This is a genomic window from Rhodococcus sp. AC861, from assembly GCF_979256035.1.
In genome coordinates, this window is the sequence record NZ_CEEDMW010000002.1 from 56,757 (window position 1) to 83,325 (window position 26,569).

Below are 26,569 nucleotides of genomic sequence, written 5' to 3' on the forward strand. Positions count from 1 at the left end.
CAGCGTGTTGCTGTGGTGACCGGCGTCGTCAGTTCCCCAATGCCCTGCGCAGTGCCGGAACGATGACGTCCCACGCTGCGTCGGTCGTCATCGACCAGTGCGTCACCGGGACCGAGTACGCGTCCACGACGTCGGCGTAGGGCAGCCACGAGTCCGCGTAGACACGTCCGGTCGGATCGTCGGCGGCCGCGGCGAAGAACAGCATCCGACCGTCGAAACGGTTCGGGTGATGCCGTTCCATCAGCACACCGTTGTGCGCCGCACCTCGGAGCATCAACTCGACCGTGCGTTCGTCGAGGACGGCCGCCACGGCGGGTGCCGACGCGATCATGCGCGCGGCATCCTCGAAGCTCGCCAACGGAACGTCGGGGACACCCTCGGTGCTCACACCCACCGCTCCGAGCAGCTCCGACAGCGACAGCGCCTTCTCCTCCGTCTCCGACTCGGTGGATGCGGGACCACCTCGCGAGTCCAGGACGGCGAGCAGTTCGACGCTCTCCCCCGCCTCACGCAGGATCGTGGCGACGGTCTGCGCGACGGTGCCGCCGAACGACCACCCGAGCAATCGGTACGGGCCCTCGGGCTGCACGGTCCGGATCTCGTCGAGGTAGCGCTGCGCGACCGCGAACACCGACTCCTCGAGCGTGTCGTCGCCCGAGAGCGCCGGCGTCTGGATGCCGTAGATCGGGATCTCCGGATCCAACCTCGAGGCCAGGCCCGTGAAGCTCCACGCCAGTCCGACGATCGGGTGGAAACAGAACAGCGCCGGCTGACTCCCGGTCGTCCGGATCGGCAGCAGCACGCCCAGCGCATCCTTGTCGTCGTCGATCGCACCGGCCTCCACCCGCGCCGCGAGGGTGGCCGGGGTGGGCGAGGTGAAGATCCACTGCAACGGGACGTCGAGGTCGATGACGTCGGACGCACGGACCGCCGACAACAGCTTGGTCGCACTGAGCGAGTTGCCGCCCAGCTCGAAGAAGTTGTCGTCGACTCCCACACGATCGACGCCCAGCACACTCGCGAAGACGTCGACGAATGCCGTTTCCAGCGGTGTCGACGGCGCACGGTAGTCGCGCTGCACACCCGCGTCCGGACTGGGAAGCGACTTGCGATCCATCTTCCCGCTGGCGCCGAGGGGGATCGAGTCGATGACGACGGTCCGACTCGGCACCATGTAGGACGGCAACCTGGTCGCGGCGAACTCCTCGAGGTCGATCAGGTCCACCGTCGTCCCCTCCTCGGGCACGACGTAGCCGATCAGGGCTGCGCTGCCACCGAACTTCTTCACCGCCGCAGCGGCGACGGTGATGCCGGGGAACGACGCGAGAACCTTCTCCACCTCGCCGAGCTCGATGCGGAAACCGCGCACCTTGACCTGGTCGTCGGTTCGACCGAGGTAGTCGATGTCACCGGTGCTCGACCAGCGCACAGCGTCACCGGTCCGGTACATCCGTCCCGGCGCGAACGGGTTCGCGACGAAACGGTCCGACGTCAGATCCGACCGACCGAAGTATCCCCAGGCCAGCTGATCACCGGCCAGGTACAGCTCACCGGCGACCCCGTCGGGAACGGGCTTCAGCGCACCGTCGAGGACGTAGACGCTGGTGTTGGCCGCCGGCTTGCCGATCGGGATGGACGCGGACGTACCCGTGTAGGCACCCGAGAAGCGTGTGACCGTGACGGCCGCCTCGGTGGGTCCGTACAGGTTGTCGACCTGTGCGTCGCTGATGCGACCGAACGCATCGACGCTGTCCCGAGGCAGTGCCTCGCCGGCGCACAGCACCGCACGGACCGATGCCACGTCCGCCGCCTCCACGACCGTCAGGAACGCCACGAACGGGGACGGCACGAACACGGCGATCGTGACGTTCTGCGTCCGGATCAGATCCGCGATGTACAGCGAATCGCTCTGCCCACCGGGCTTGGCCAGCACGACCGTCGCACCGGCGGTGATCGGCCACCACAGTTCCCACACCGAGACGTCGAACGTCACCGGCGTCTTCTGCACGACGGCGTCGGCCGTGGACAACCCGTACTCCCGGGTCATCCACGCGAGCTGGTTCGCCACCGCGGAGTGACCGACGGCGACGCCCTTGGGACGGCCCGTCGAGCCCGAGGTGTAGATGATGTACATCAGGTCGTCGCCCGTGATGGGACGCGTCCGCTCGTGGTCCTCGATGTGCCCGCCCGAGTACTCGGACAGGTCGAGCGCGTCCACGTCGACCCGGGTGCACCCCGTGTCCTCGAGATCGAGGACGATCGGCGACACCGTCAGCACTCCGCGAGGCCGGGCGTTCTGGAGCACGTACTTCGTCCGCTCCGCCGGGTGCTCGAGATCGATGGGCAGGTACGCGGCCCCCGACCTCACCACGGCGTGCAGAGCGATCATCATGTCGAACGATCGCGGGATCGCGACGGCGACCAGGTCACCGGGTCCGACGGCGTGCGCGATGAGGTACCGCGCCAACCGGTCGACGCGCTCGTCGAACTGGCGGTACGTGAGCGAGACGTCGCCGGCCACGATCGCGACCTCGTCGGGTGACGCAGCGAATCGGTGATCGAGCATCTCGGTGACCGTCGACGGAACCCCCGGCATGGCGGTCCGGTTGCGGTCCTCGACGACGAGACGCTTCTCGACGCTGCTCATGATCTCGATGTCGCGCACCATCGTGTCCGGTGCGAACGCCGCGGTCTCGAGCACACGCAGGAACCTGTCGGCGAACGACTGCACCGTGGCCTCGTCGAACAGCGACGTCGCGTAGGTGAAGGCGAGTTCGAGCCCGCGCCCACGCTCGGAATTCTCGCCGCCCTCGGCGACCACGAGATGCAGGTCGTACTGCGAGATCTCGGCCCCCGGATCGAGTGCCGCGACCTCGAGACCCGCCAGGCTCGCCTGCACCGGGGCGAGGTTCTGGAACGAGAAGCCCACCTGGAACAGCGGGTTGAACGCCGTGGACCGCTCCGGATCCACTGCTTCGACCACCGTCTCGAACGGCACGTCGGCATTCGCGAACGCGCCGAGGTCGACTGCCGAGGCGGCCTGGACGAGATCGCGGAACGACTGGTGGGGATCGACGTCGAGACGCAGGGCGAGCGTGTTGACGAACATTCCCACCAGGTCGTCGAGCGCTTCGTCGCCGCGACCCGCGATCGGTGTGCCGACCACGATGTCCCGGCTGTTGGCCAACTTCGACAGCAGCACCGAGAACGCCGAGTGGACGCCCATGAACAGCGTGGCGCGCGACCCCTGGCAGACCTCCTGGAGGGCGTCCATGACGCGGGCGGGCAGGAAGAAGCCGATCTCCTTGCCGGACATCGACTGGACCTCGGGCCTCGGCCTGTCGAACGGCAGCTCGAGCGGGCCGTCGAGACCGGCCATGGTCGACTTCCAGTACGAGATCTGTTCGCCGAGAACCGATGTGGGGTCCTCGACCGAACCGAGTGCCTCACGCTGCCACAACGTGTAGTCCGCGTACTGCACCTCGAGGGGACGCCAGACGGGCTCGTTCCCCTCGGAGCGCGACGCGTAGGCGACCATGACGTCCCGTGCCAGCGGTCCGATGGAGAAGCCGTCCGCCGAGATGTGGTGCATCACGATCATCAGCACGTGCGAATCCGGGCCGGTGCCGAGCAGCAGACCCCGGATGGGAACTGCCGCGGTGACGTCGAATCCGCGGGCGACGAAGGACACCAGACGGGATCGGACGGCGTCCTCCGACACCGAGTCCCGCTCGAAGTCCAGTACGTGATCCGACGGCGGCACGATCTTCTGGAACGGCCCCGACTCGTCCTGCGGGTACAGCGTGCGAAGCGCCTCGTGCCGCGCGACCACGTCCTGCACTGCGCGGACGAGGGCGTCGACGTCGAGATCCCCGGTGAGCCGCACGGCCAGGGGGACGTTGTACGCGGGAGAGACCGTGTCGAACTGGTTCAGGAACCACATCCGCTGCTGAGCCAGCGACAGCGGGATACGGTCCGGCCGCACCATCGGCGTCAGCGGGATCCGAGCACCCGACGTGGCGGATTCCACGCGTGCGGCGAATCCTGCGACATCCGCCGTCTCGAACATCTCCCGGATGCCGACGGTGGTGCCGAGACGCGCATTGATGCGGGCGATCACCCGTGTCGCCGACAGCGAGTTTCCGCCCAGCTCGAAGAAGTTGTCGTCCACTCCGACCCGATCCACGCCGAGTACCGAGGCGAACGCGTCCGCGACGGCTTCCTCGACCGGCGTCGACGGTGCCCGGAACTCGCGCCCGGCGGTGGCGTCGACCGACGGCAGCTGTCGGCGATCGAGCTTGCCGTTGACGCTCAGCGGCAGTGCGTCGATCACGACGATCCGTGCCGGCACCATGTACGCCGGCACGAGCGTCCGCATGGTCTCGCGGACCGCGTCGACGTCGACGGTGCGGTCCTCGTGCGGAACGGCGTAGCCGATCAGCAGATCGCCACCGGCAACCTTCTTGACCGCGGCGGCGGCGGCGGACACGCTCTCGTGCGTCGCGAGAGCGGACTCGACCTCACCGAGCTCGATGCGGAAGCCGCGGACCTTGACCTGATCGTCCGTTCGCGCCACGAACTCGAGTTCCGGTCCCGTCCCGGCCGTGCGGGTGTTCCACCGCACGGCGTCGCCGGTCCGGTAGAGGCGCCCCGCGCCGTACGGATTCGCGACGAACCGCTCGGCCGTCAAGCCGGAGCGACCGTAGTACCCGCGGGCGAGCTGGACTCCCGAGAGATACAGCTCTCCCGTGACGCCCTGCGGAACGGGCCGCAGACGGTCGTCCAACACGTAGACGCGGACATTGGCCTCGGGGGCGCCGATGGGCACGACACCCGTCTCGTCCGCCGTGATGCGGTGCACGGTGGCCGAGACGGCAGCCTCGGTCGGTCCGTACAGGTTGACCACGGGAGCATCGGACAGGCGTGCGAACGCCGTGACCACGTCGCGCGGCAATGCCTCACCGATGCAGACGACCGCGCGCAGCGCCGCGATGTCCTCCCGCGTGGCGACGGCGGTGAAGGCGCCCAGCAGGGACGGCACGAAGTCCGCCACGGTGACGGCTTCGTCGCGCATCAGTCGCGCCAGGTAGACCGGGTCGCGGTTACCTTCCGCGTTCGCCACGACCAGGCGGGCGCCCGTCGTGAGCGGCCACCACAGTTCCCACACCGACAGGTCGAAGGTCGACGGCGTCTTGTGCACCATCGCATCGGCCTCGGTGAGCTCGAACTCCTGCTGCATCCACCAGATCTGGTTCGCCACGGCGCGGTGCGGCAGGGCCACACCCTTGGGTCGACCGGTCGATCCGGAGGTGTAGATGACGTAGATCGCGTCGTCGGGCAGCAGTGTGCGCGACCGCTCGGCGTCGGTGACCGGGGCGTCCGAGTACCCGGACAGGTCGACCGTCGTGATATCCACCTGCGGCACGTCGGTGTGCACCGCCAACCCGTCGGGGCCGGTGATCACGAGGGTCGGGCGGGCGTCACCGAGGACGTACTCGGTGCGATCGGCGGGATGATCCGGATCGATCGGCAGGTAGGTCGCACCCGCCTGAACGACCGCGTACAGAGCGACGATCGAGTCGACGGACCTCGGAACCGCGACGGCCACGAGGTCTCCCGTACCGACGCCGGATGCGATCAGGTGGCGGGCGACGCGGGCTACACGAGCTCCCAGCTCGGCGTAGGTCGACGACTCGCCCTCGAACGTGATCGCCACCGCGTCGGGCGACGCCGCGACGCGGCCCGTGAACATCTCGGTCACCAGCAGCGGCGCGCCGGACCGGTCCGTGGCGTTCACGGAGTCCAGCAGCTCACGCTGCTCGTCCTCGGAGAGGACGTCGACGGCGCGGAGCGGAACCGTCGGGTCGGCGATGACCGTGTCGATGACGCGGTGAAGACGCTCGACGATCGCATCCGCGGTACTGCGGTCGAACAGGGCGGTGGAGAACGTCAGGGCGCACTCGAGCGCACTGGTGACACCGTCGCCACCTTCCTCGGCGCCGACGAGGAGCTGCAGGTCGAACTGCGCGGCTCCGGTTTCCACACCCAGGTCCGAGATCTCGAGCCCGGGCAGCGTCAGGGACACCTGCTCGAGGTTCTGGAACGTGAAGCCCACCTGGAACAACGGGTGATGAGCCGTCGACCGTTCCGGGTTGATGGCCTCGACGAGCCGCTCGAACGGGATGTCGGCGTTGCCGAAGGCGGCGAGGTCCCGTGCCCGTGCCTGCTCGACCAGCTCACCGAACGACATGTCCGGGTCCAGGTCGAGGCGCAGGCCGAGAGTGTTGGCGAACTGACCGACGAGGTTGTCGAGTTCCTGCTCTCCACGACCGGCGATCGGCGTGCCGACGACGATGTCGCGCGAGCCCGACAACTTCGCCAGCGTGAGAGCGAAGGCAGCGTGCATCGCCATGAACAGCGTGGAACCGGACGCGGTGGCCACCCGATTCAGTGCCTGCACCTGATCCGCGGAGATGCGGAAGCGGACCGATTCACCCTCCATGGCCTGGATCTCCGGCCGCGGACGGTCGAACGGCAGCTCGATCGGGCCGTCGATACCGCCGAGAGCGGTGCGCCAGAAGTCGAGCTGTCGGGCCAGGATCGACGTGGGATCCGACTCGTCGCCGAGGACCTCGAGCTGCCACAGCGTGTAATCCGCGTACTGCACCGGGAGCGGCGCCCAGATCGGAGCATTGCCGGCGATGCGGGACGAGTACGCCACCATGACGTCGCGGGCCAGCGGGCCGAGCGAGAACCCGTCCGCCGACACGTGGTGGATCACGAAGGCGAGCACCTGCTCGGACGGACCCGTCCTGAGGATGGCTGCTCGGACGGGAACCTCACGGGTCACGTCGAAGCCGTCGGTGACGAAGGCGAAGAGTCGGGCACGCATGCGTGCCGGATCGACGTCCTCGACGGTCAACGACAGGTTGGTGCGATCGACCGGGAGCACCACCTGGTGCGGGCCGTTCTCGCCCTCCGGGTACACCGTGCGCAGCACCTCGTGCCGACCGATCACATCGGTGATCGCCTGCTCGAGAGCGACGGTGTCCAGATCACCCGTCAACTTGATCGCCAGCGGGATGTTGTACGCCGCGGAGGAGGTGTCGAAGCGGTTCAGGAACCACATGCGCTGCTGCGCGAGGGACAGCGGGATCTCCTCGGGACGTTCCCGCGGTTCCAGGGCGACGCGTGTACCGAACTCGACCGCACGTTCCGCACGCACTGCGAGCCCCGCGGCCGTGGGTGCCTCGAAGATCTCGCGGATGCCGACGCGAGCGTTGAGTGCCGCGTTGACCCGGGAGATGACCTGTGTCGCCGACAGCGAGTTGCCACCGAGCTCGAAGAAGTTGTCGTCCACGCCGACGCGCTCGACGCCGAGCACCGACGCGATGGCACCGGCCACCACTTCCTCCACCGGGGTGGACGGTGCGCGGTAGGTCGAGCCGGCATCGACGCCGACCGACGGCAACTGCCGACGGTCCAGCTTGCCGTTGATCGACAGCGGCAGACTGTCGAGTACGACGATCCGCTGCGGAACCATGTACGACGGAAGGCTTTCCGACGCGTGAGCGCGCACGGCGTCGACATCGACGGACCGGTCCGGGGCAGGAACGACGTAGCCGACGAGCATGTCTCCGCCACCGGTGGTGGACACCGCCACCGCTGCTGCCGCGACCGAATCGTCGCCCACGAGAACGCTTTCGATCTCACCGAGCTCGATGCGGAAGCCGCGGACCTTGACCTGGGTGTCGGTGCGGTCGAGGAAGACCAGCTCACCGCCGGCGTTCCAGCGGACGGCGTCGCCGGTGCGGTACAGGCGTGAGCCGTCGGCGTCGAACGGGTTCGCGACGAACCGTTCCGACGTGAGGTCGGCTCGGCCGACGTATCCCAGCGCGAGCTGGGTGCCGCCGAGGTACAGCTCGCCGCCGACGCCCGTCGGTACCGGCCTGAGTCGATCGTCGAGTACGTAGACCCGGACGTTGGCCTCGGGTGAGCCGATGGGCACCGACCCATTGGCGCCGCGCACGGTGCGGTGCGAGGTCACGGAGACCGCGGCCTCGGTGGGGCCGTAGAGGTTGTCGAGCGTTGCGTCCGACAGGGATTCGAATGCTGTCACGACGTCGCGCGGCAGGGCTTCACCGATGCACAGCACCGCGCGGAGCGTGGCCACGTCCTCCCGCGATGCCAGGGCGCAGAAGGCGCCGAGGAGCGACGGCACGAAGTCGGCCACGGTGATCCGCTCGTCCCGCATGAGGCGTGCGAGGTAGGACGGGTCGCGGTTGCCCTCCGGGGAGGCCAGGACCAACCGGGCGCCCGCGGTCAGCGGCCACCACAGTTCCCATACCGACAGGTCGAACGTGGACGGCGTCTTCTGCACCATCGCGTCCTCGGACGTGAGGTGGTACTCGTTCTGGATCCACGCCATCTGGTTGGCGACGGCACGGTGCGGCAGCGCCACGCCCTTCGGCCGTCCGGTCGAGCCGGAGGTGTAGATGACGTAGGCGCGGTCCTGGGGGAGCAGGGGTCGACTGCGGTCGATGTCGGTCATCGGAGAGCCGTCGAACAACGACATGTCGACCGTCGAAAGGTCGACGGTGGGGATCGTCGTCTCCACGGGAAGCGGCGTGCCGGAGATGATCGCCATCGACGGAGCGGCACTGGAGAGCACGTACTCCGTGCGCTCCGCCGGGTGATCGAGGTCGATCGGGAGGTATCCGGCACCGGCAGCGACGACGCCGTACATCGCGACCATGGAATCGAACGAGCGCGGTACCGCGACGGCGACCAGATCGCCTGTCCGGACACCCTCGCCGACGAGGTAGCGGGCCAGGCGCGACACACGTTCGGAGAACTCCCCGTAGGTGATCGACTCGTCGCCGTACGTCAGCGCCGTGGAATCCGGCGCCGCGGCAACGCGGGCCGCGAACATGTCCGTCAGCAGCTCGGGCACACCGGCGACGTCGGTGTCGTTGCGCTGCACCAGGATCTGCTGACGCTCGTCGGTCGACAGGACGTCGACGGCGGCGATGCGCTGATCCGGTCGCGCCGCGACGGCGTCGAGAACGCGCAGGAACCGTTCGACGAACACCTGTGCCGTGGACTCGTCGAACAACGACGTGGCATAGGTGAGCATCGCGATCTGCCCGGCATCGGTGCCGCTCTCGCTGACGATGAGGTGCAGGTCGAACTGGGACACGTCGAAGTCGAAGCCGGCGTCCGACACCGTCAGATCGGGAAGCTCGAAGCTCACCGGTGACAGGTTCTGGAAGGAGAAGCCGACCTGGAACAGCGGGTGGTACGCGGTGGAGCGCACCGGATTCAGCGCCTCGACCAACTGCTCGAACGGCACGTCGGCGTTGCCGAAGGCCGCCAGGTCGCTCTCGCGGACCGACTCGACCAGATCGGCGAACGTCAGGTCAGGGTTCACGTCGACGCGCAGAGCGAGTGTGTTGACGAACATGCCGACCATGTCGTCGAGCTCCTGCTCGCCGCGGCCCGCGATCGGGGTACCGACAGCGATGTCCCGGCTGCTGCTCAGCGCCGACAGCAGGACGGACCAACCGGCGTGCATCGCCATGAACAGCGTGGCGCGCCGTTCCTGCGCGATCGACGTCAGTGCGGCCGTCGTCTCGGCCGAGATCTCGAAGCGGATCGACTTGCCCTGCAACGACTGCACCGCGGGGCGGGGTCGATCGGTCGGCAGCGCCAACGCGTCCCCGAGCCCGGCGAGGCGGGTCTTCCAGTACGCGACCTGCCTGCTGACGACGGAGGTGTCGTCGTCGAGCGAGCCGAGAACCATGCGCTGCCACAGCGCGAAGTCGGCGTACTGCACCGGCAACGGCGTCCACGACGGTGCCTCACCGCGTACCCGAGCGGTGTAGGCCACCATGACGTCCCGCGCGAGAGGACCCTGCGAGAAGCCGTCGGACGAGACGTGGTGGATGACGATGCCGAGGACGTAGGCCGGATCGCCCTCCGGGGCGTCGGTGATCTGCAGCAGCAGTCCACGGACCGGAACCTCGGCCGTGACGTCGAATCCGCCGGAGACGAACGTGAACAACCGCGCGGCGACGTTCTCCTCGGTGACGTCCTCCGCGTGCAGGTCCAGCGGAACGTCACGCGCCGGCAGGACGACCTGCGCGGGCCCGTCGTCGGTCTGCGGGTAGACCGTTCGCAGAGACTCGTGGCGTTCGAGGACGTCGCGGACCGCCAGGGTCAGCGCGTCCAGGTCGAGCCGGCCCTGGAGCCGGATCGCGAGCGGAACGTTGTACGCGGGCGAGGACGTGTCGAACTGGTTCAGGAACCACATGCGCGACTGCGCCAGCGACAGCGGCACGTGCGCCGGCCGCTCCATCGGCACCAGCGGAGCACGCGTCTCGGCGGTCGACGCCGACTCGGCGCGCGCGGCGAAGGTCGCGACGTCCGCGGACTCGAACATCTCGCGGATCCCGATGCGGGTGTTCAACCGTGCGTTGACGCGGGCGACCACCTGCGTCGCCGACAACGAGTTGCCGCCGAGCTCGAAGAAGTTGTCGTCCATACCGACTCGGTCGACACCGAGCACCGCGGCGAAGGCAGCGGCCACGATCTCCTCGACCGGGGTGGAGGGTGCGCGGTACTCGCGCGCCACGTCCAGATCGACCGACGGCAGACGACGGCGGTCGAGCTTGCCGTTGACGCTGAGGGGCAGCTCGTCGATGACGACGATGCGGGACGGCACCATGTAGCCCGGCACCGACTCCCCTGCCGCGGCGCGCACGGCGTCGACATCGACGGTCGTGTCGGGTTCCGCGACGACGTACCCGACGAGGAGCTCTCCGCCGGCGGTCCGAGCGACGGCGGCCGCGGCTGCAGCAACTCCGGCAGCCGATGTCAGCGCGGCCTCGACCTCGCCGAGCTCGATACGGAAGCCGCGAACCTTGACCTGGTCGTCGGTGCGTGCGACGAACTCGAGAACCGTGGCGTCTCCACGGGTGACCCAGCGGACGGCGTCACCGGTGCGGTAGAGACGTCCGGCTCCGAAGGGGTCGGCCACGAAGCGTTCCGCGGTGAGAGCGGTGTTGCCGAAGTATCCGAGCGCCAGCTGGTTGCCCGCGAGATAGAGCTCACCTGCGACACCGACCGGGACCGGTCGAAGGCGACTGTCGAGGACGTACACCTGGACGTTCGACTCGGGTCCACCGATGGACACCGGGCCGCTCTCGTCGGGCGCGATGTGGTGCACGGTGACCGAGACGGCAGCTTCCGTCGGGCCGTACAGGTTGACCACGGGGGCATCGGACAGCCGGGCGAACGACGTGACGACGTCACGCGGAAGCGCCTCGCCGATGCACAGGACGGCCCTCAGCGACGCGACGTCCTCGGACGTCGCCACCGAGGCGAATGCCCCGAGGAGCGACGGCACGAAGTCGGCGACGGTGACGTTCTGCTCGCGCATGAGACGCGCCAGTTCGGCGGGATCCCGATTCGCCTCCGGGGAACCGATGACGAGACGGGCGCCGGCGGTGAGCGGCCACCACAGTTCCCACACCGACAGGTCGAACGTGGACGGTGTCTTCTGCACCATCGCATCGTCGGCCGTGAGGGCGAACTCGTTCTGGATCCACCAGAGTTGGTTCGCCACAGCACGATGCGGCAGCGCGACGCCCTTGGGGCGCCCCGTCGAGCCAGAGGTGTAGATGACGTAGACGGGGTCCTCCGCGAGAAGCGGACGCGTGCGCTCCTCGTCCGTGACGGGGCCGTCGGAGAATTCCGAGAGCTCCGCCGCGAGCACGTCCATCGTCGGCACGTCGGTCGGCGCGGACAGTTCCCGGCCGCCCAGCAGGATCAGCGACGGTCGAGCATTGCCCAGCACGTACTCGGTGCGCTCGGCCGGATGATCGAGATCGATGGGCAGGTAGGCGGCACCGGCCTGGACCACCGCGTACATCGCGACCATGGAGTCGATCGACCGCGGCATGGCGACCGCGACCAGGTCGCCGGTGCGGACGCCGTCCGCCAGCAGCGCGCGTGCCAGACGTGCCACGCGGGAGCCGAACTCGGCGTACGTGATCGACACCTCGCCCTCGGTGAGGGCGAGAACGTCCGGGCGCTCGGCGACACGGTCGGCGAACATCCGCGCGACCGATGTGGGAGCACCGGACACCGCGGTGTCGTTGACGTCGACGAGGATCGCGCGACGCTCGTCCTCGCTCAGCACGTCGACCGACCGCACGGGGGCCTCGGGACGGGCGATCACGGCGTCGACGACGCGCGAGAACCGCTGCGTGAACGACTCGGCGGTCGCCTTGTCGAACAGTGCCTCGGCGAACGTCAGGACGGACTGCAACGAGCCGTCCTCCGCGCCTTCGCTGACGATCAGGTGCAGATCGAACTGCGAGACAGCCGCTTCGATGCCGACGTCGCCCACGGTGAGGTCCGGCAGTTCGAACGTCACGGGTGCGAGGTTCTGGAAGGAGAAGCCCACCTGGAAGATCGGGTGGTACGCCGTCGAGCGGCGCGGATCGACGGCCTCGACCAACTGCTCGAACGGCACGTCCGCGTGACCGAACGCGGACAGGTCGACCGACCGTGCGGCCGCGACCAGATCGGCGAACGACGCGTCCGGATCGACGTCGAGGCGCAGGGCGAGCGTGTTGACGAACATGCCCACCATGTCGTCCAGCTCGCGTTCACCACGACCGGCGATCGGGGTTCCGACGGCGATGTCCCGCGAACCCGACAGCGTCGCGAGCAGGACGGACCATGCAGCGTGCACGGCCATGAACAGCGTGCCCTGACGTGATGCGGCGACGGCACGCAGACCGGCGGTCTGCTCCGGTGTCAGCGAGAACTGCACCGAGTGGCCCAGCATCGACTGCACGGCCGGGCGAGGACGATCCGAGGGGAGCTCGAGAGGATCGTCGAGACCGACCAGCTGCTGCTTCCAGTAGGAGATCTGCTGGGCGGTCAGCGAGTCCGGATCCTTCTCGGATCCGAGCACCGCGCGCTGCCACAGCGCGTAGTCGGCGTACTGGACCGGCAGTGGGGCCCACTCCGGCGCCGCACCGGTGATGCGCGCCGAGTAGGCGACCATGACGTCGCGTGCCAGCGGTCCGAGAGAGAAGCCGTCGGCGGAGATGTGGTGGACGACGATCGACAGGACGTACTCGGCCTTGTCTCCGGCCGGGTCGACGATCTCCAGAAGCACACCGCGGACGGGCACTGCCTCGGTGACGTCGAAACCGCCCGCGATGAACTCGAACAGGGCGCCGGGGACGCCGTCGGTCTCGACGGGCCGAGGTGCGAGCTCGAGCGGGACCGCGTCGACACCCAGGATCACCTGGTACGGACCGTCTTCCGATCCGGGGTAGACCGTGCGCAGCGTCTCGTGGCGGGCGAGGACGTCGCGGACGGCCTCCTCGAGCGCCTCGACGTCGAGCGAGCCGGTGAGCCGGACCGCCAGCGGGATGTTGTAAGCCGGTGAGCTGGTGTCGAACTGGTTCAGGAACCACATGCGGCGCTGCGCCAACGACAGAGGGACCGGATCGGGTCGCTCCCCCGCCACCAACCGGGGACGGTCGCCCACGCCGGCCGAGAGTGCCCGTGCGGCAAGCTCGCCCACCGTGGAGGCATCGAAGATGTCGCGGACGCCGATGTGCGCATCGAGCGCCGCGTTGATGCGGGCGACGGCCTGGGTCGCGACCAGTGAATTGCCACCGAGGTCGAAGAAACTGTCGTCGACACCGACGCGCTCGACGCCGAGGAGGTCGGCGAACACCTCCGCGACGGCCTGATCCTCGGGGGTCTCGGGAGCGCGGTACTCGGCGCGGGACCGGACCAGTGTCGGTTCCGGGAGCGCCGCGCGGTCGAGCTTGCCGACCGGGTTCAGCGGCACCGACGTCAGCGGCATGATCACCGAGGGCACCATGTGCGCGGGCAGACTCGCCTTGACCGACGCGTGCACGGCGGCGATGTCGAGGTCGACACCCTCGCGGGGCAGGACGTACGAGACGAGGTCGGTGACACCGCCGGCGGATCGGTGACCCACCGTGACGGCGAAGTCGACGTCCGGGTGCGCGGACAGAGCCGCATCGATCTCACCGAGCTCGATGCGCTGGCCGCGGATCTTGACCTGGAAGTCGCTGCGGCCGATGTACTCGATCGTTCCGGCCTCGGTCCAGCGGACGACGTCACCGGTGCGGTACAGGCGACTTCCCGCGGGACCGTACGGGTCGGCGACGAAGCGCTCCGACGTGAGCGTCGAGCGACCGAAGTACCCACGCGCGACTCCGGGACCTCCGGCATAGAGCTCACCCGGGACGCCGACCGGAACCGGCCGGAGCCGACCGTCGAGGACGTACTCGGTGGTGCCCTTGCTGGGGCGACCGACGGTGATCCGATCACCGGCGGCCAGCGGCAACGACGCGTTGATCATGATGGTCGTCTCGGCGGGGCCGTAGCCGTTGACGACGGTGCGGCCCGACTCGGCCCACGTCGCCATCAGTTCGGGCGGGAGTGCCTCGCCGACGGGCATCACGGCACGGACGGACGGCACCGCGTCGGGTTCGACCGTCGCGAGCGCCGACGGGGTGATGACCATGTGGGTCACGCCCTCGTCGGTCACGAACCGGGCCAGGTCCGGTCCGCCGTAGAACCCGGCCGGCGCCGGAGCCAGCGGAACTGCATTGCCCGCAGCGAGCAGGATCTCGAAGATCGATGCGTCGAAGCTGGTCGAGGCGACGGCGAGAACGACGGACCGCTCGTCGATCTTGAGGCTGTCCGTCTGCGCCGCAACGAGGTTCGCGAGGCCCGTGTGCGAGACGACGACGCCCTTGGGCTGTCCGGTCGAGCCGGACGTGTAGATCATGTACGACGCGTTGTTCAGGCGGATCGAGCCGAGACGTTCGGCGTCCGTGATCCGCTCGGACGAGCGCGCGTCGACCTCGGACGCGACCTGCTCGTCGTCCAGGACCAGCCACGACAGTCCCTCGACGTCGGCGGGACGGTCGGCGACGGTGGTGATGCCGAGCGCAGCACTCGAGTCGTGGACCATGTAGTCGATGCGCTCGGCGGGATGCGCGGGGTCGACGGGCACGACGTAGCCGCCCGCCTTCGCGACGGCCCACACGCACAGGACGAACTCCGCCGATCGCGGAACTGCCACGGCCACCACGACGTCGGGTCCGACGCCGCGGTCGACGAGGACGCGGGCCAATCGCGAGGCCCGCGCGTCCAGATCGGTGTAGGTCCATCGGAGCGAACCCTGCTGTACAGCAACGCCGTTCGGCGCACGATCGGCAGCCGATTCGAGAATGTCGACGAGGGTGCGCTGATCGACGTCGGCCGATCCGCGACGGCTGAGCAGGTCTTCCCGCTCGGACGGCAGCAGCGTCTCGACGCGTCCGACAGGTGTCCCGGGGGCACCGGCGAAGGTGCTGAAGACGGCCTGCAGACGGCTGCCGAGGTCGGCCATGTCGTCGTCGGAGAACAGGTCTCGCAGGTAGCGCAGCGTCATCCGGATCTGCGTGTCCGCGAACGTGACCACGTTGATCGGGTAGTGCGTCGCGTCGAGCACCTGTGCGCCCGTGACAGCCATGCCGTCGATCGACGCGGCGGCTTTCAGGCCCTCCTCGTCGACGGGGTAGGACTCGAGGACGGTGATCGAGTCGAACACCGCACCGGGTCCGACGGCGGTCGTGATGTCCGCCAGGCCCAGGTAGTGGTGATCGAGGAGCGCGGTCTGTTCCTCCTGCAGTCGCAGCAGGAACGATTCGATGTGCTCGGACTCGTCGATACGCACGCGGACCGGGAGAGTGTTGATGAACAGTCCGACCATCGTCTCGACGCCGTCGAGGTCCGCGGGACGCCCGGAGACGGTGCCACCGAACGCGACGTCGTCGCGGCCCAGCTGACGAGCCAGGACCAGACCCCACACGGCTTGGACGATCGTGCTCAACGTGACACCGAGGCGCGAGCCGAGGTCGGTGAGCTCGGACGTGACCTTCTCGTCCATGACGACCTCGACACGGCCCGTGTCGGTGGAGACACCGGACGTATCGGTGATGCCCGACAACAGCGTCGGCTCTTCCGCACCGGCGAACGCGGTGGTCCATGCCTTGACGGAGACGGCGCGGTCACGGACGGACAGCCACTCAAGGAACGACCGGTAGGAACGCACTTCGGGAAGCAGCGACGAGTCACCGCGCAACGCGTACAGCGTCAACAAGTCCTTGAGCACCAGCGGCATCGACCAGCCGTCGATGACGATGTGGTGCGCCATGAACGACAGCGTGACCGTGTCGTCGGCGGTCCGGATCATCCGGAACCGCACCAGCGGTGCGTCGTCCATCGCGAAGCGTCGATCGCGTTCGGTCTCGAGCTCGGTGCGCAGTGCACTCTCGAGGTCCTCGGTGCCGCGCAGGTCGACATCGACCCACGGCACCTCGACACGATCGGGAACCAGCTGCACAGCACGACCGTCGGCGGTGGTGCGGAACGACGTCCGCAGCCCGTCGTAGCGAGCGAGCAGAGCGTCGGCAGCCGCGACGAAGCGGTCTCGATCCACCTCACCTGTCAGATCGAGAACGACCTGCATGACGTAGACGTCCGCAGCGTCGGCCGGCTGCATCGACGAGTGGAAGAGCAGACCCGCCTGCAGAGGTGCCAGCGACCAGACGTCCCCGAGATCCGGGACGTCGTTCTCGAAGACCTCGATGTCCGTCTGCGACACGGGGACCAACGGAATGTCGGACGGCGTCAGGCCGCCGGCCTCACAGCTGTCGACGTGGCCCGCGAGTGCGGTCAAGGCGTCGACCCAGTACCGGCCGAGCACCTCGACGTCCTCGGAGGACAGGATCCCCCGGGGGAACGCGAACGTCGCGCCGAGCTGATCGTCCGCGAGCACCGCGTTGATGTCCAACACGGCGATGGCGGGCATGTCCGCGTCGAGCGGCACGTCGGCGAGCGTGCGGATGTCCGACGACGGCAGGAACCCGAGTCCCTCTGCGCCCTCGGGGAGTTCGCCGGCGGACAGGCGACCGAGGTAGTTGAAGCTGATCTGTCCGACGGACGTGCCCAGCACGGACCGGCCCGAGTCGTCCAGGTAGCGCAGCATGCCGTACCCCATGCCGCGGCTGGGAACTCGGAGCAACTGCTCCTTGACGGCCTTGACCGCTCGACCCGCCGCCGGACCTCCGGCGAACGCGTCGTCGAGATCGACGTCGGCAAGGTTCAGCAACACGGGGAAGATGGCCGTGAACCAGCCGACGGTGCGCGAGAGATCCGCGAGTCCGGCGTCGCCGAGCACGTCTTCCTCGCGGCCGTGACCCTCGAGTCGCAGCAGCAACGAGTCGGACTCGGTGCCGCGCTCGCGACGCCACTTCGCCACGGCGAGTGCGAGAGCGGACAGCAATCCGTCGTTGACGCCGCCGCGGAACACCTGCGGCAGCGTGGTGACCACGGATGTGGTGACGTCCGCCGGGACGGTGACCCGGATCTTGTCGAGCGTGTTCTGCACGTCGATCGACGGGTCCAGATCGCGGTCACCCAGAAGGAGGTCCTCGGACCGGACGACGGACGTCCAGAACGGCAGTTCGTCGCGACGCGACGCAGCCTGATCGGTCAGGGCGTGCGCCCAGGTCCGCATGGAGGTGCCCACCGGTTGCAGCTGCGGCTCGGTGCCCGTCGAGACGGCGAACCAGGCGGTGACCAGGTCGGGGACGATGATGCGCCAGGAGACGCCGTCGACGGCGAGGTGGTGGCCGGCGACGACGAGGTAGCCGTTCGCGTCGGAGGTTGCCTCGGTGTTCAGCCGGACTGTGTCCAGCCAGACGAACTGGACGAGACGGCCGTCGGCGGTCGAGAGGCGGTCGAGGGCCGCGTCGAGCGCTGCGCGGGAGGCCTTCTCGCGGTCGTCGCCGGTCAGGTCGGCGTCGAACGGAACGCGGGTGAGCAGGGACGCCGCGTCGACGGCGCCCGGGGCGGCGGTCTCGATGGTGAACCCGTCGTCGACGGAACCGAGCAGCCGCGCGCGGAACATGTCGTGCCGGTCGAGGACGGCCTGGAGCGTGGCCACGAGGCGGACCTCGTCGATGCCGGCCGGCAGGTCGAGCACGACGCTCTGCGAGAAGCGCTCGTACGCGCCGCCGCGCTGGGTCATGAAGTGCTCGACAGGTGTGAGCGGCCGTGTTCCGACGCCGCCGCCCTCGAGTTCGGGCAACATGCGGACGGCGTTCTCCCCCGTCGACACGACGGCCGCCAGTGCGGACACCGTGCGCCGCTCGAAGACGTCGCGCGGGCTGAGCGACAGCCCGGCCGCGCGGGCACGGGAAACCAGCTGGATGGAGACGATGCTGTCTCCACCGAGAGCGAAGAAGTCGTCGTCCGCGCCGACCCGGTCGACGCCGAGCACGTCGGCGAAGACCGATGCCAGGGCGCGTTCGGTCTCGGTGGCGGGTTCGCGGTACGTGTCGGTGTCGGTACCGAACTCCGGTGCGGGCAGCGCCCGGCGGTCCACCTTGCCGGTGGCACCGAGCGGCACCTCGTCCATGACCACGATCGCCGACGGAACCATGTGCGTCGGTAGCGATTCCGCCGCCCACTCGGTCAGGTCGGATTCCCGCAGCAGCGATCCCGCGGTCAGCGTGACGTAGGTGACCAGCACCTTGGAGCCGGCAGCGGTGGTGAAGGGAGTGGTCAGCGCGAACTGGACCTCCGGGTGGGAGGAGACCACCGCGTCGATCTCACCCGGCTCGATGCGGAAGCCGCGGATCTTGATCTGCGAGTCACCGCGACCGACGTACTCGAGTTCGAGGTCGCCCGTCTCGGGACGCTTCCACCACCGCACCACGTCGCCGGTGCGGTACATGCGCGTACCGGGGTCGCCGTACGGATCGGCGACGAACCGCTCGGAGGACAGTGCGCGACGCTCGTGATAGTGCTGCGCCACACCGGGTCCCGCGGTGTAGAGGTCGCCGGGAACACCGACGGGGACGGGGTTGAGCCGAGCGTCCAGGACCATCGCCCGGCCGCCGCGGATCGGGCCGCCGAACGGCATCGGGCCACCCGGAACCATCGGCTTGCCGATGTGCGAGACGATGGTGGTCTCGGTCGGTCCGAACACGTTGAGCATGCGCCGGCCCGGGGCGAACCTGGTCACCAGATCCTGGGAGTACGCCTCGCCGCCCACCGAAATGGTCTGCAGCGCGGGAAGACCGGTGTGATCCACCGACGCCAGCGCGGCCGGCGTGATGAAGGCGTGCGTCACCTCGTGACGACGCAGGAACTGCGCCAGCTCCTCGCCGCCGTACACGGATGTCGGCACGATCACCAGAGCGGCCGCGGCGGGAACCGCGAGCAGCAGCTCCAGCAGTGATGCATCGAAGCTCGGCGACGCGAAATGCATGACCCGCGAGTCACGCTCGACGCGGTACTGCTCGCGCTGCGAGACTCCGAGCTGGTTCAGGCCACGGTGCGAGACCGAGACGCCCTTGGGCAGACCGGTGGAACCGGAGGTGTAGATGATGTACGCACGATCGGACGGCGTCACGGTACGCAGACGCTCGGCGTCGGTGATCGGTGCCGAGGACGCCTCGGAAACCTGGCGGCGCAGGTCGTCGGAGTCGACGACGAGCCAGTCGATGTCGTCGGGCAGAGATCCACGGTGGGCACCCAGGGTGAGACCGACGCGGACACCCGAGTCGGTGACCATGTGCTCGATACGGTCGGCCGGGTAGTTGGGGTCGATCGGCACGAAGGCCGCGCCGGTGCGGGTGACCGCCCACATCAGGGCGACGGACTCCGCCGACCGCGGGACCGACAGTGCGACAGTGGATCCGCTGCCGATACCGCGGGCGATGAGGATGCGTGCGAGACGGGCGGTGAAGTCCGCGACCTCGCGGTAGGTCGCCGAGGTGCCCTCGAACAGCACGGCACTGTCGAAGACCAGCGCCGGGCCGTCCGGGTTGATTTCCGCGGCCTCGACGAGCAGGTCGCCGAGGATCCGCTCGTCGACCGGGTCGTCGCCGGTGACGGGAGCGAGAGCGGCGGCCTCGGCGGGTTCGAGCAACGCGATGTCGCCCACCGCACGATCCGGAGCATCGATCGCTGCCGCCAGGACCCGCTCGAGTCGCTCGCAGAACAGCGACACGGTCGGAGCGTCGAACAGGTCGGTGGCGTAGGTGACCTCGATCGAGAGACCGGCCGGTGCGCCGGACTCGTCGACGGTCTCGGTGATCTCGATGGAGAGGTCGAACTTGGCCGAGTGCACCCCGGCGTCGTAGCGCGCGACCTCGAGTCCGCCGAGTTCGAACGTGGTGCGCTCGAGGTTCTGGAAGGCGAGAGCCACCTGGAACAGCGGATTGTGCGACGTCGAGCGCTCGGGGGCGAGCACCTCGACGAGTCGTTCGAAGGGCACGTCGGCGTTGCCGAAGGCGTTCAGGTCCACGGACTTCGTCTCGGCGAGCAACTCGGCGAACGACGCGTGCGGTGAGACATGGCTGCGAAGCACCAAGGTGTTGACGAACATGCCGACCAGGTCGTCGAGCGCTTCCTCACCGCGGCCGGCGATGGGCGCACCGACGGCGATGTCGGTGGTGTTCGACAGCTTCGCCAGCACGACGGCCAACGCGCTGTGCACGACCATGAAGAGGGTGGCGTCGTGCGCCCGCGCGACATCCGCGGCGCGGGCGTGGACATCGGCTCCGATGACGTGGTTCACCGCGGCGCCGCCGCCGGTGGACACGGCCGGGCGCGGTCGATCGGACGGGAGGGTGAGAACCTCGGGCAGGTCGTCCAGCTGGGTCACCCAGTACGACTCCTGCTGCGAGGCAAGCGACTCCGGGTCCGACTCGGACCCGAGCATCTCGCGCTGCCACAGGGAGAAGTCCGCGTACTGCACCTCGAGCGGACGCAGCGGGCCGTTCTCGCTCCACGCCGGCGAACCCGCCTGACGTGCCGCGTACGCGGTCATCACGTCGCGGGCCAGCGGCCCCATCGAGAAGCCGTCGGCACTGACGTGGTGCACGACGAAGGCCAGCACGGAATCGGTGTCCGACATCCGCAGCAGGGCGCCGCGCAGCGGTACCTCGGCGGTGACGTCGAACCCGGACGTGACCATGTCGATCACGCGGCTCTGCACGGCGTCGGACGTCACGTCGACGACCGAGAACTGCGAGGAGACCTGCTCGGCCGGAAGGATGACCTGGTACGGCGTGCCGTCCACCTGCGGGTAGAGCGTGCGCAGGGATTCGTGACGCTCCAGCACGTCGCCGACGGCAGCCCGGAGCACGTCGACGTCCAGGGCGCCGCGGAGCGTGATCACCAGCGGGATGTTGTACGCCGCGGACTCGGTGTCGAACTGGTTGACGAACCACATGCGGGACTGGGCGAGAGACAGCGGGATCCGCTCGGGACGCTCCCGCGGTGCCAGCACCGGGCGGGTGCGTCCGGTCTGCGCCGCGGCGTCGATCCGCGCGGCGAGCGCAGCGACGCTGGGCTTCTCGAACAGGTCGCGGACACCGATGGAACTGCCCAGCGCCTCGTTGACACGAGCCACCGCTCGCATGCCGACCAGCGAGTTGCCACCGAGCTCGAAGAAAGAATCGTCCATGCCCACACGCGGCGCGTCGAGCAGCGCGGAGAAGACGTCGGCGACGACCTTCTCGGACACCGTCTCGGGGGCGCGGTACTCGCGGGGACCGGACACGTCGACGGGCTCGGGGAGCGCACGGCGGTCCAGCTTGCCGCTGGGGCTCAGCGGGATCTCGTCGAGGATCGTCAGGTGCGAGGGGACCATGTAGGCGGGAACGCGTTCGCCCACCAGGTCGAGGACGCTCGCCAGATCCGGTGCGCGCCCGGCTTCCGGCACGATGTACGCCACCAAGGCTTCGCCGGTGCGCTCGTCGGAATGAACGATGGCGACTGCGCGTGCCACGTCCGGATGAGCCGTCAGGGCGGACTCGATCTCGCCCAGCTCGATGCGCAGACCGCGGAGCTTGACCTGGAAGTCGGTGCGGCCGAGGAACTCCAGCTCGCCGTCGGCCGTGCGCAGCACCAGGTCACCGGTGCGGTACATCCGCAGACCGGTGGTGCGAGGATCGGCGACGAACCGGTCGGACGTGAGGTCCGGACGTCCGAAGTAGCCCCGCGCCAACTGAGCACCCGTGAGATAGAGCTCTCCCGGGACACCGACCGGGACGTCGTGCAGACGCGAATCGAGCACGCGCGCACCGGTGTTGCGGATCGGACGACCGATCGGGACGGTGCGGACGTCGGCCTCGGTGGTCCGGTGCAGGGTCGAGGTGACCGTGGCCTCGGTGGGGCCGTAGGTGTTGTCGAGCTCGGCCGCGGAGGAGGCGGCGAAGCGTCGGACCAGGTCCGCGGACAGCGCCTCACCACCGACGGAGAGGTACCGCAGCGAATCCGGCAGAGCCAGACCGGCGTCCGACATGAACAGCTCGAGCATGGACGGCACGAACTCGAGGATCGCGATGCGGTGCGTCCGAGCCTGGTCGAGCAGGTACTGCACGTCGAGGTGGCCGTCGGGCCGGGCCACGACCAGCGTCGCGCCGAGTTGCAGCGGCAGGAACAACTCCCACACCGACGCGTCGAAGGTGACCGGCGTCTTCTGCAGCATCGTGTCGCCGGCAGTCAGATCGTAGGTCTCGTGCATCCACAGCATCTGGTTGATCACCGAGTGATGCGACACGGCAACGCCCTTGGGGCGTCCGGTCGATCCCGAGGTGTAGATGATGTACGCGATGTTCGACGGCAGCAGAGCGGCCGTGCGCTCGTCGTCGGTCAGAGCATCCGCGGACACTCCCGACAGGTCGACCGTGTCGACGTCGATGATGTTGCTGTGCTCCGGAAGATCCCGGTGATCGCGCGATGTGGTCAGCAGCACGACGGGGGCGGCACTGTCGAGGACGTACTCGGTGCGCTCGGCCGGGTGATCCGGATCGACGGGGACGTACGCGCCCCCGGCTTCGAGGACCGCGTAGATCCCGATCATCATTTCGAGTGATCGCCGCATGCCGACCGCGACACGGGTATCCGGGCCCACGCCCAAGGAGAGAAGGTGACGCGCCAGTCGGTTGACCCGCTCGGAGAACTCGGCGTAGGTCAGCGACTCGCCCTCGTACACCACCGCGGTGGCCGAGGGGTCGATCGCGGCACCGCGACGGAACATGTCGACGAGGGTCTCGGAGGGCAACGGTGCATCCACGCCCCGCAGGGAGTCGAGACGGTCCTGCTCCCCCGCCGTGGTCAACGGCAGATCGCCGACCGGTGTCGACGCGTCGGCCACGACGGCGGCGAGAATGCCGACATAGCGCTCGGCGATCGCGGCGGCCGTGCCCTCGTCGAACAGATCGGTCGCGTACAGCAGAGATCCGTCGATCGCACCGGGCGAGCCGTCGGGATCGACCTGCTCCATGAGGGTGACGGTCAGATCCAGCTTGGCGACCGGGACGTCCGAGTCGAGCAGACCGATGGTGACATCGGGGAGTTCGATCTCGGTGCGCTCGAAGTTCTGCAGCATGAGCAGCACCTGGAACAGCGGCGCGTACGCCAGCGACCGCTGCGGGCGCAGGATCTCCACCAGCCGGTCGAGAGGCAGGTCGGAGTTGCCGAGCGCGTCCAGATCCGCGGTGCGCGTGCGGACGAGGAAGTCCTCGAACGACTCGTCCGGGGTGACGAAGGACCGCAGCACGAGGGTGTTGCCGAACATGCCGACGAGCGGGTCGAGAGCCTGCTCGCCGCGCCCGGCGATCTGCGTACCCACCGACACGTCGTCCGTCGCCGCCATGCGCGACAACAGGACCGCCAGCGCGGCATGGACCACCATGAACATCGTCGAGTTCGTGCGACGGGCCAGCTCGTTCAGACCCTCCGCGACATCGGACTCCACACGGAAGGTCACGGTCGCGCCGCGCGAGGACGGCTGGGCCGGGCGGGTGCGGTCGGTCGGCAGTTCGATGACCTCCGGCGTGCCCGCCAGCGCGCGTGTCCAGAACGCGATCTGCTTGGCGCTCAGCGATTCCGGATCGTTCTCGTCGCCGAGGAGCTCGCGGTGCCACATGGCGTAGTCCGCGTACTGCACCTCGAGCTCCGGCAGGTCCGGCGCGGAGCCGGCGCTGCGCGCCACATAGGCCGTCGTCAGGTCGCGCACGAGAGGGGCGAGCGACCCGCCGTCACTGGCGATGTGGTGCATGACCACCGCGAGGACGTAGTCCTGGTCGGCGATCTGGAACAGCTTGGCGCGGAACGGGACCGAGGACGACACGTCGAATCCGTCCAGAACCACCGGGGTGAGTCGCTCGTACACCGTCGACTCGTCGATGCGCTCCGGTTCGAGCACCACCGACACCGACGAGGCGGGTTCGATGCGCTGCACCGGACCGCTCTCGGTCTGCGGGTAGACGGTGCGGAGCGTCTCGTGCCGGGTGATCAGGTCCTCGAACGCGCGGCCGAGCGCCTCGATGTTCAGCGCTCCCGTCATGCGCAGGACGACGGGCTGGTTGTATGCGGGAGAGCTGACGTCGTACTGGTTGGTCAACCACATGCGCTGCTGCGCGTAGGACAGCGGCAGTTCGGCGTCGCGTGAACGACGGACCAGCGGGGGCCGCTCGGGGGCACCGAGTGAGAGATCCACTCGTGCAGCCAGATCCGCGATGGATGTCGCTTCGAAGACGTCGCGGACCGCGATGCGGGACTGCGCCGCCTGATTGATGCGCGCGACGACCTGGGTGGCCAGCAGCGAGTTGCCGCCGAGCTCGAAGAAGGTGTCGTCGAGGCCCACTCGTTCGGCCGCGAGGAGGTCGGACAGGACGTCCGCGACGGTCCGCTCGGTCGCGGACTGGGGCGCCCGGTACTCCTTGGTGGAGGTACCGATCGTCGGCTGCGGCAGTGCAGCACGGTCGAGTTTGCCCACCGGCGTCAACGGGACCGCGTCGATGACGATGATCTCGGACGGCACCATGTAGGCGGTGAGGCTGCGGCCGACGAACTCGGTGACGTCGGCGACGTCGACCTCGTGGCCCGGCTCCGGCTGGACGTAGGCGACCAGGACGGTGGACCCGTCGGCCAACTGGTGGCCGGCTGCCGCGGCGAAGCGGACATCCGGGTGTGCGCTCAGCGCGGCGTCGATCTCGCCGAGCTCGATGCGGAAACCGCGGACCTTGACCTGGAAGTCGGAACGGCCCAGATAGTCGACTGCGCCACCGGCCCGTACGCGCGCGAGGTCGCCGGTGCGGTACATGCGCGATCCGGGCTCGCCGAAGGGGTCGGCGACGAAACGCTCGGAGGTCAGCGACGGGCGTCCGTGATACCCACGTGCCAGACCCGGTCCGGCGGCGTACAGCTCGCCTGCCACCCCGGCAGGGACGTCGCGGAGACGCCCGTCGAGGACAGGGGTGCGGAAGTCGCGGATCGGGCCGCCGATGGAGACGGGTGCGTCCGGGAACAGTTCCGCGCCGTTGGTCATGATGGTGGCCTCGGTGGGACCGAAGCCGTTGAACATCCGGCGGGAGTCGGTCACGAAGCGGGACACCAGTTCGGGAGGGCAGGCCTCACCCGCGGTGACCACGACGCGGAGGTCGGGGAGCTCGGACGGCGTCACCGACGCGAGCACCGACGGCGTGATGACGGCATGCGTCACCCGCTGCGCGCGCATCAGTGCGGTCAGGTCGTCGCCGCCGAAGACCTCCGGCGGGGACACGACCAAGGTGGCACCGGAACCTACGGCCATGAGCAGCTCGAAGACGGAGGCGTCGAAACTCGGGGACGCGACGGCGAGGGTCCGCGACGAGGAGTCGATGCCGTAGCGCTCGCGCTGTTCGGCCACCAGTCCCGACAGACCGGCGTGCGTGACCTCGACGCCCTTGGGTCGACCCGTCGAACCCGAGGTGTAGATCATGTACGCGGTGTTCGCGGGTCCGAGGACGCGCACGCGGTCCGCATAGGTGACCGGATCACCCGAGCGAGCCTCGACGGCAGCGTCGAGGTCGGAGTCTCCCAGAACGAGCCAGCGCACGTCGACGGACGCCGGGAGGGCGTCCCGGTACTCGGCCGTCGTGATCCCGATGCTCGCGCCCGAGTCGGTGAGCATGTACTCGATGCGATCGGCCGGGTACTTCGGATCGACGGGAACGTAGGCGGCGCCGGTCTTGGCGACGGCCCAGATGGACAGGATGGACTGCGCGGACCGGGTCACGGCGAGGGCGACGACGTCCTCGGCGCCCACACCGCGGTCCATCAGTTCACGGGCGAGCTTCGACGACGCGGTATCGAGTTCACGGTAGGTCCATGCGTGCGACGTGCCGGCGGCGTCGACGAGAACGATGGCGTCGCGATCGGGGTCGACCTCGACGGCGGCAGCGAGGATCTGCGGGAGTGTCGCCGCGCGCGGGCGCTGACGGCGACGCGGGCGCTCCCGCGTCGGGCGCGCCTTCCGTGCACGTCCACCGTTCGGGGTGGTCTCTTCGGAACCCTTGGAGTTTTCGGAATCCTCGGAACCTGTGGGAGTGCTATCCGTCATCGTCGTACTCCTCGTGTGTAAATACCGAGCCTCGTCCGCGGTTGCCCGCCG

1 protein-coding gene is annotated in these 26,569 nt (G+C 68.9%); it reads right to left on the bottom strand.

Annotated features, from left to right (window positions below; all coding sequences use genetic code 11):
- Nucleotides 1-28: 28 nt before the first annotated feature.
- Nucleotides 29-26,518, bottom strand: a complete 26,490-nt coding sequence (locus AC0IX4_RS05725) for a non-ribosomal peptide synthetase (RefSeq protein WP_471828374.1) — start codon at nucleotides 26,516-26,518, stop codon at nucleotides 29-31.
- Between the last annotated feature and the right edge of the window lie 51 nt (nucleotides 26,519-26,569).

What these genes read in the sequence shown, in the direction of transcription:
- AC0IX4_RS05725 (WP_471828374.1), bottom strand. Translation starts at nt 26,518, where the DNA reads ATGACGGATAGCACTCCCACAGGTTCCGAGGATTCCGAAAACTCCAAG.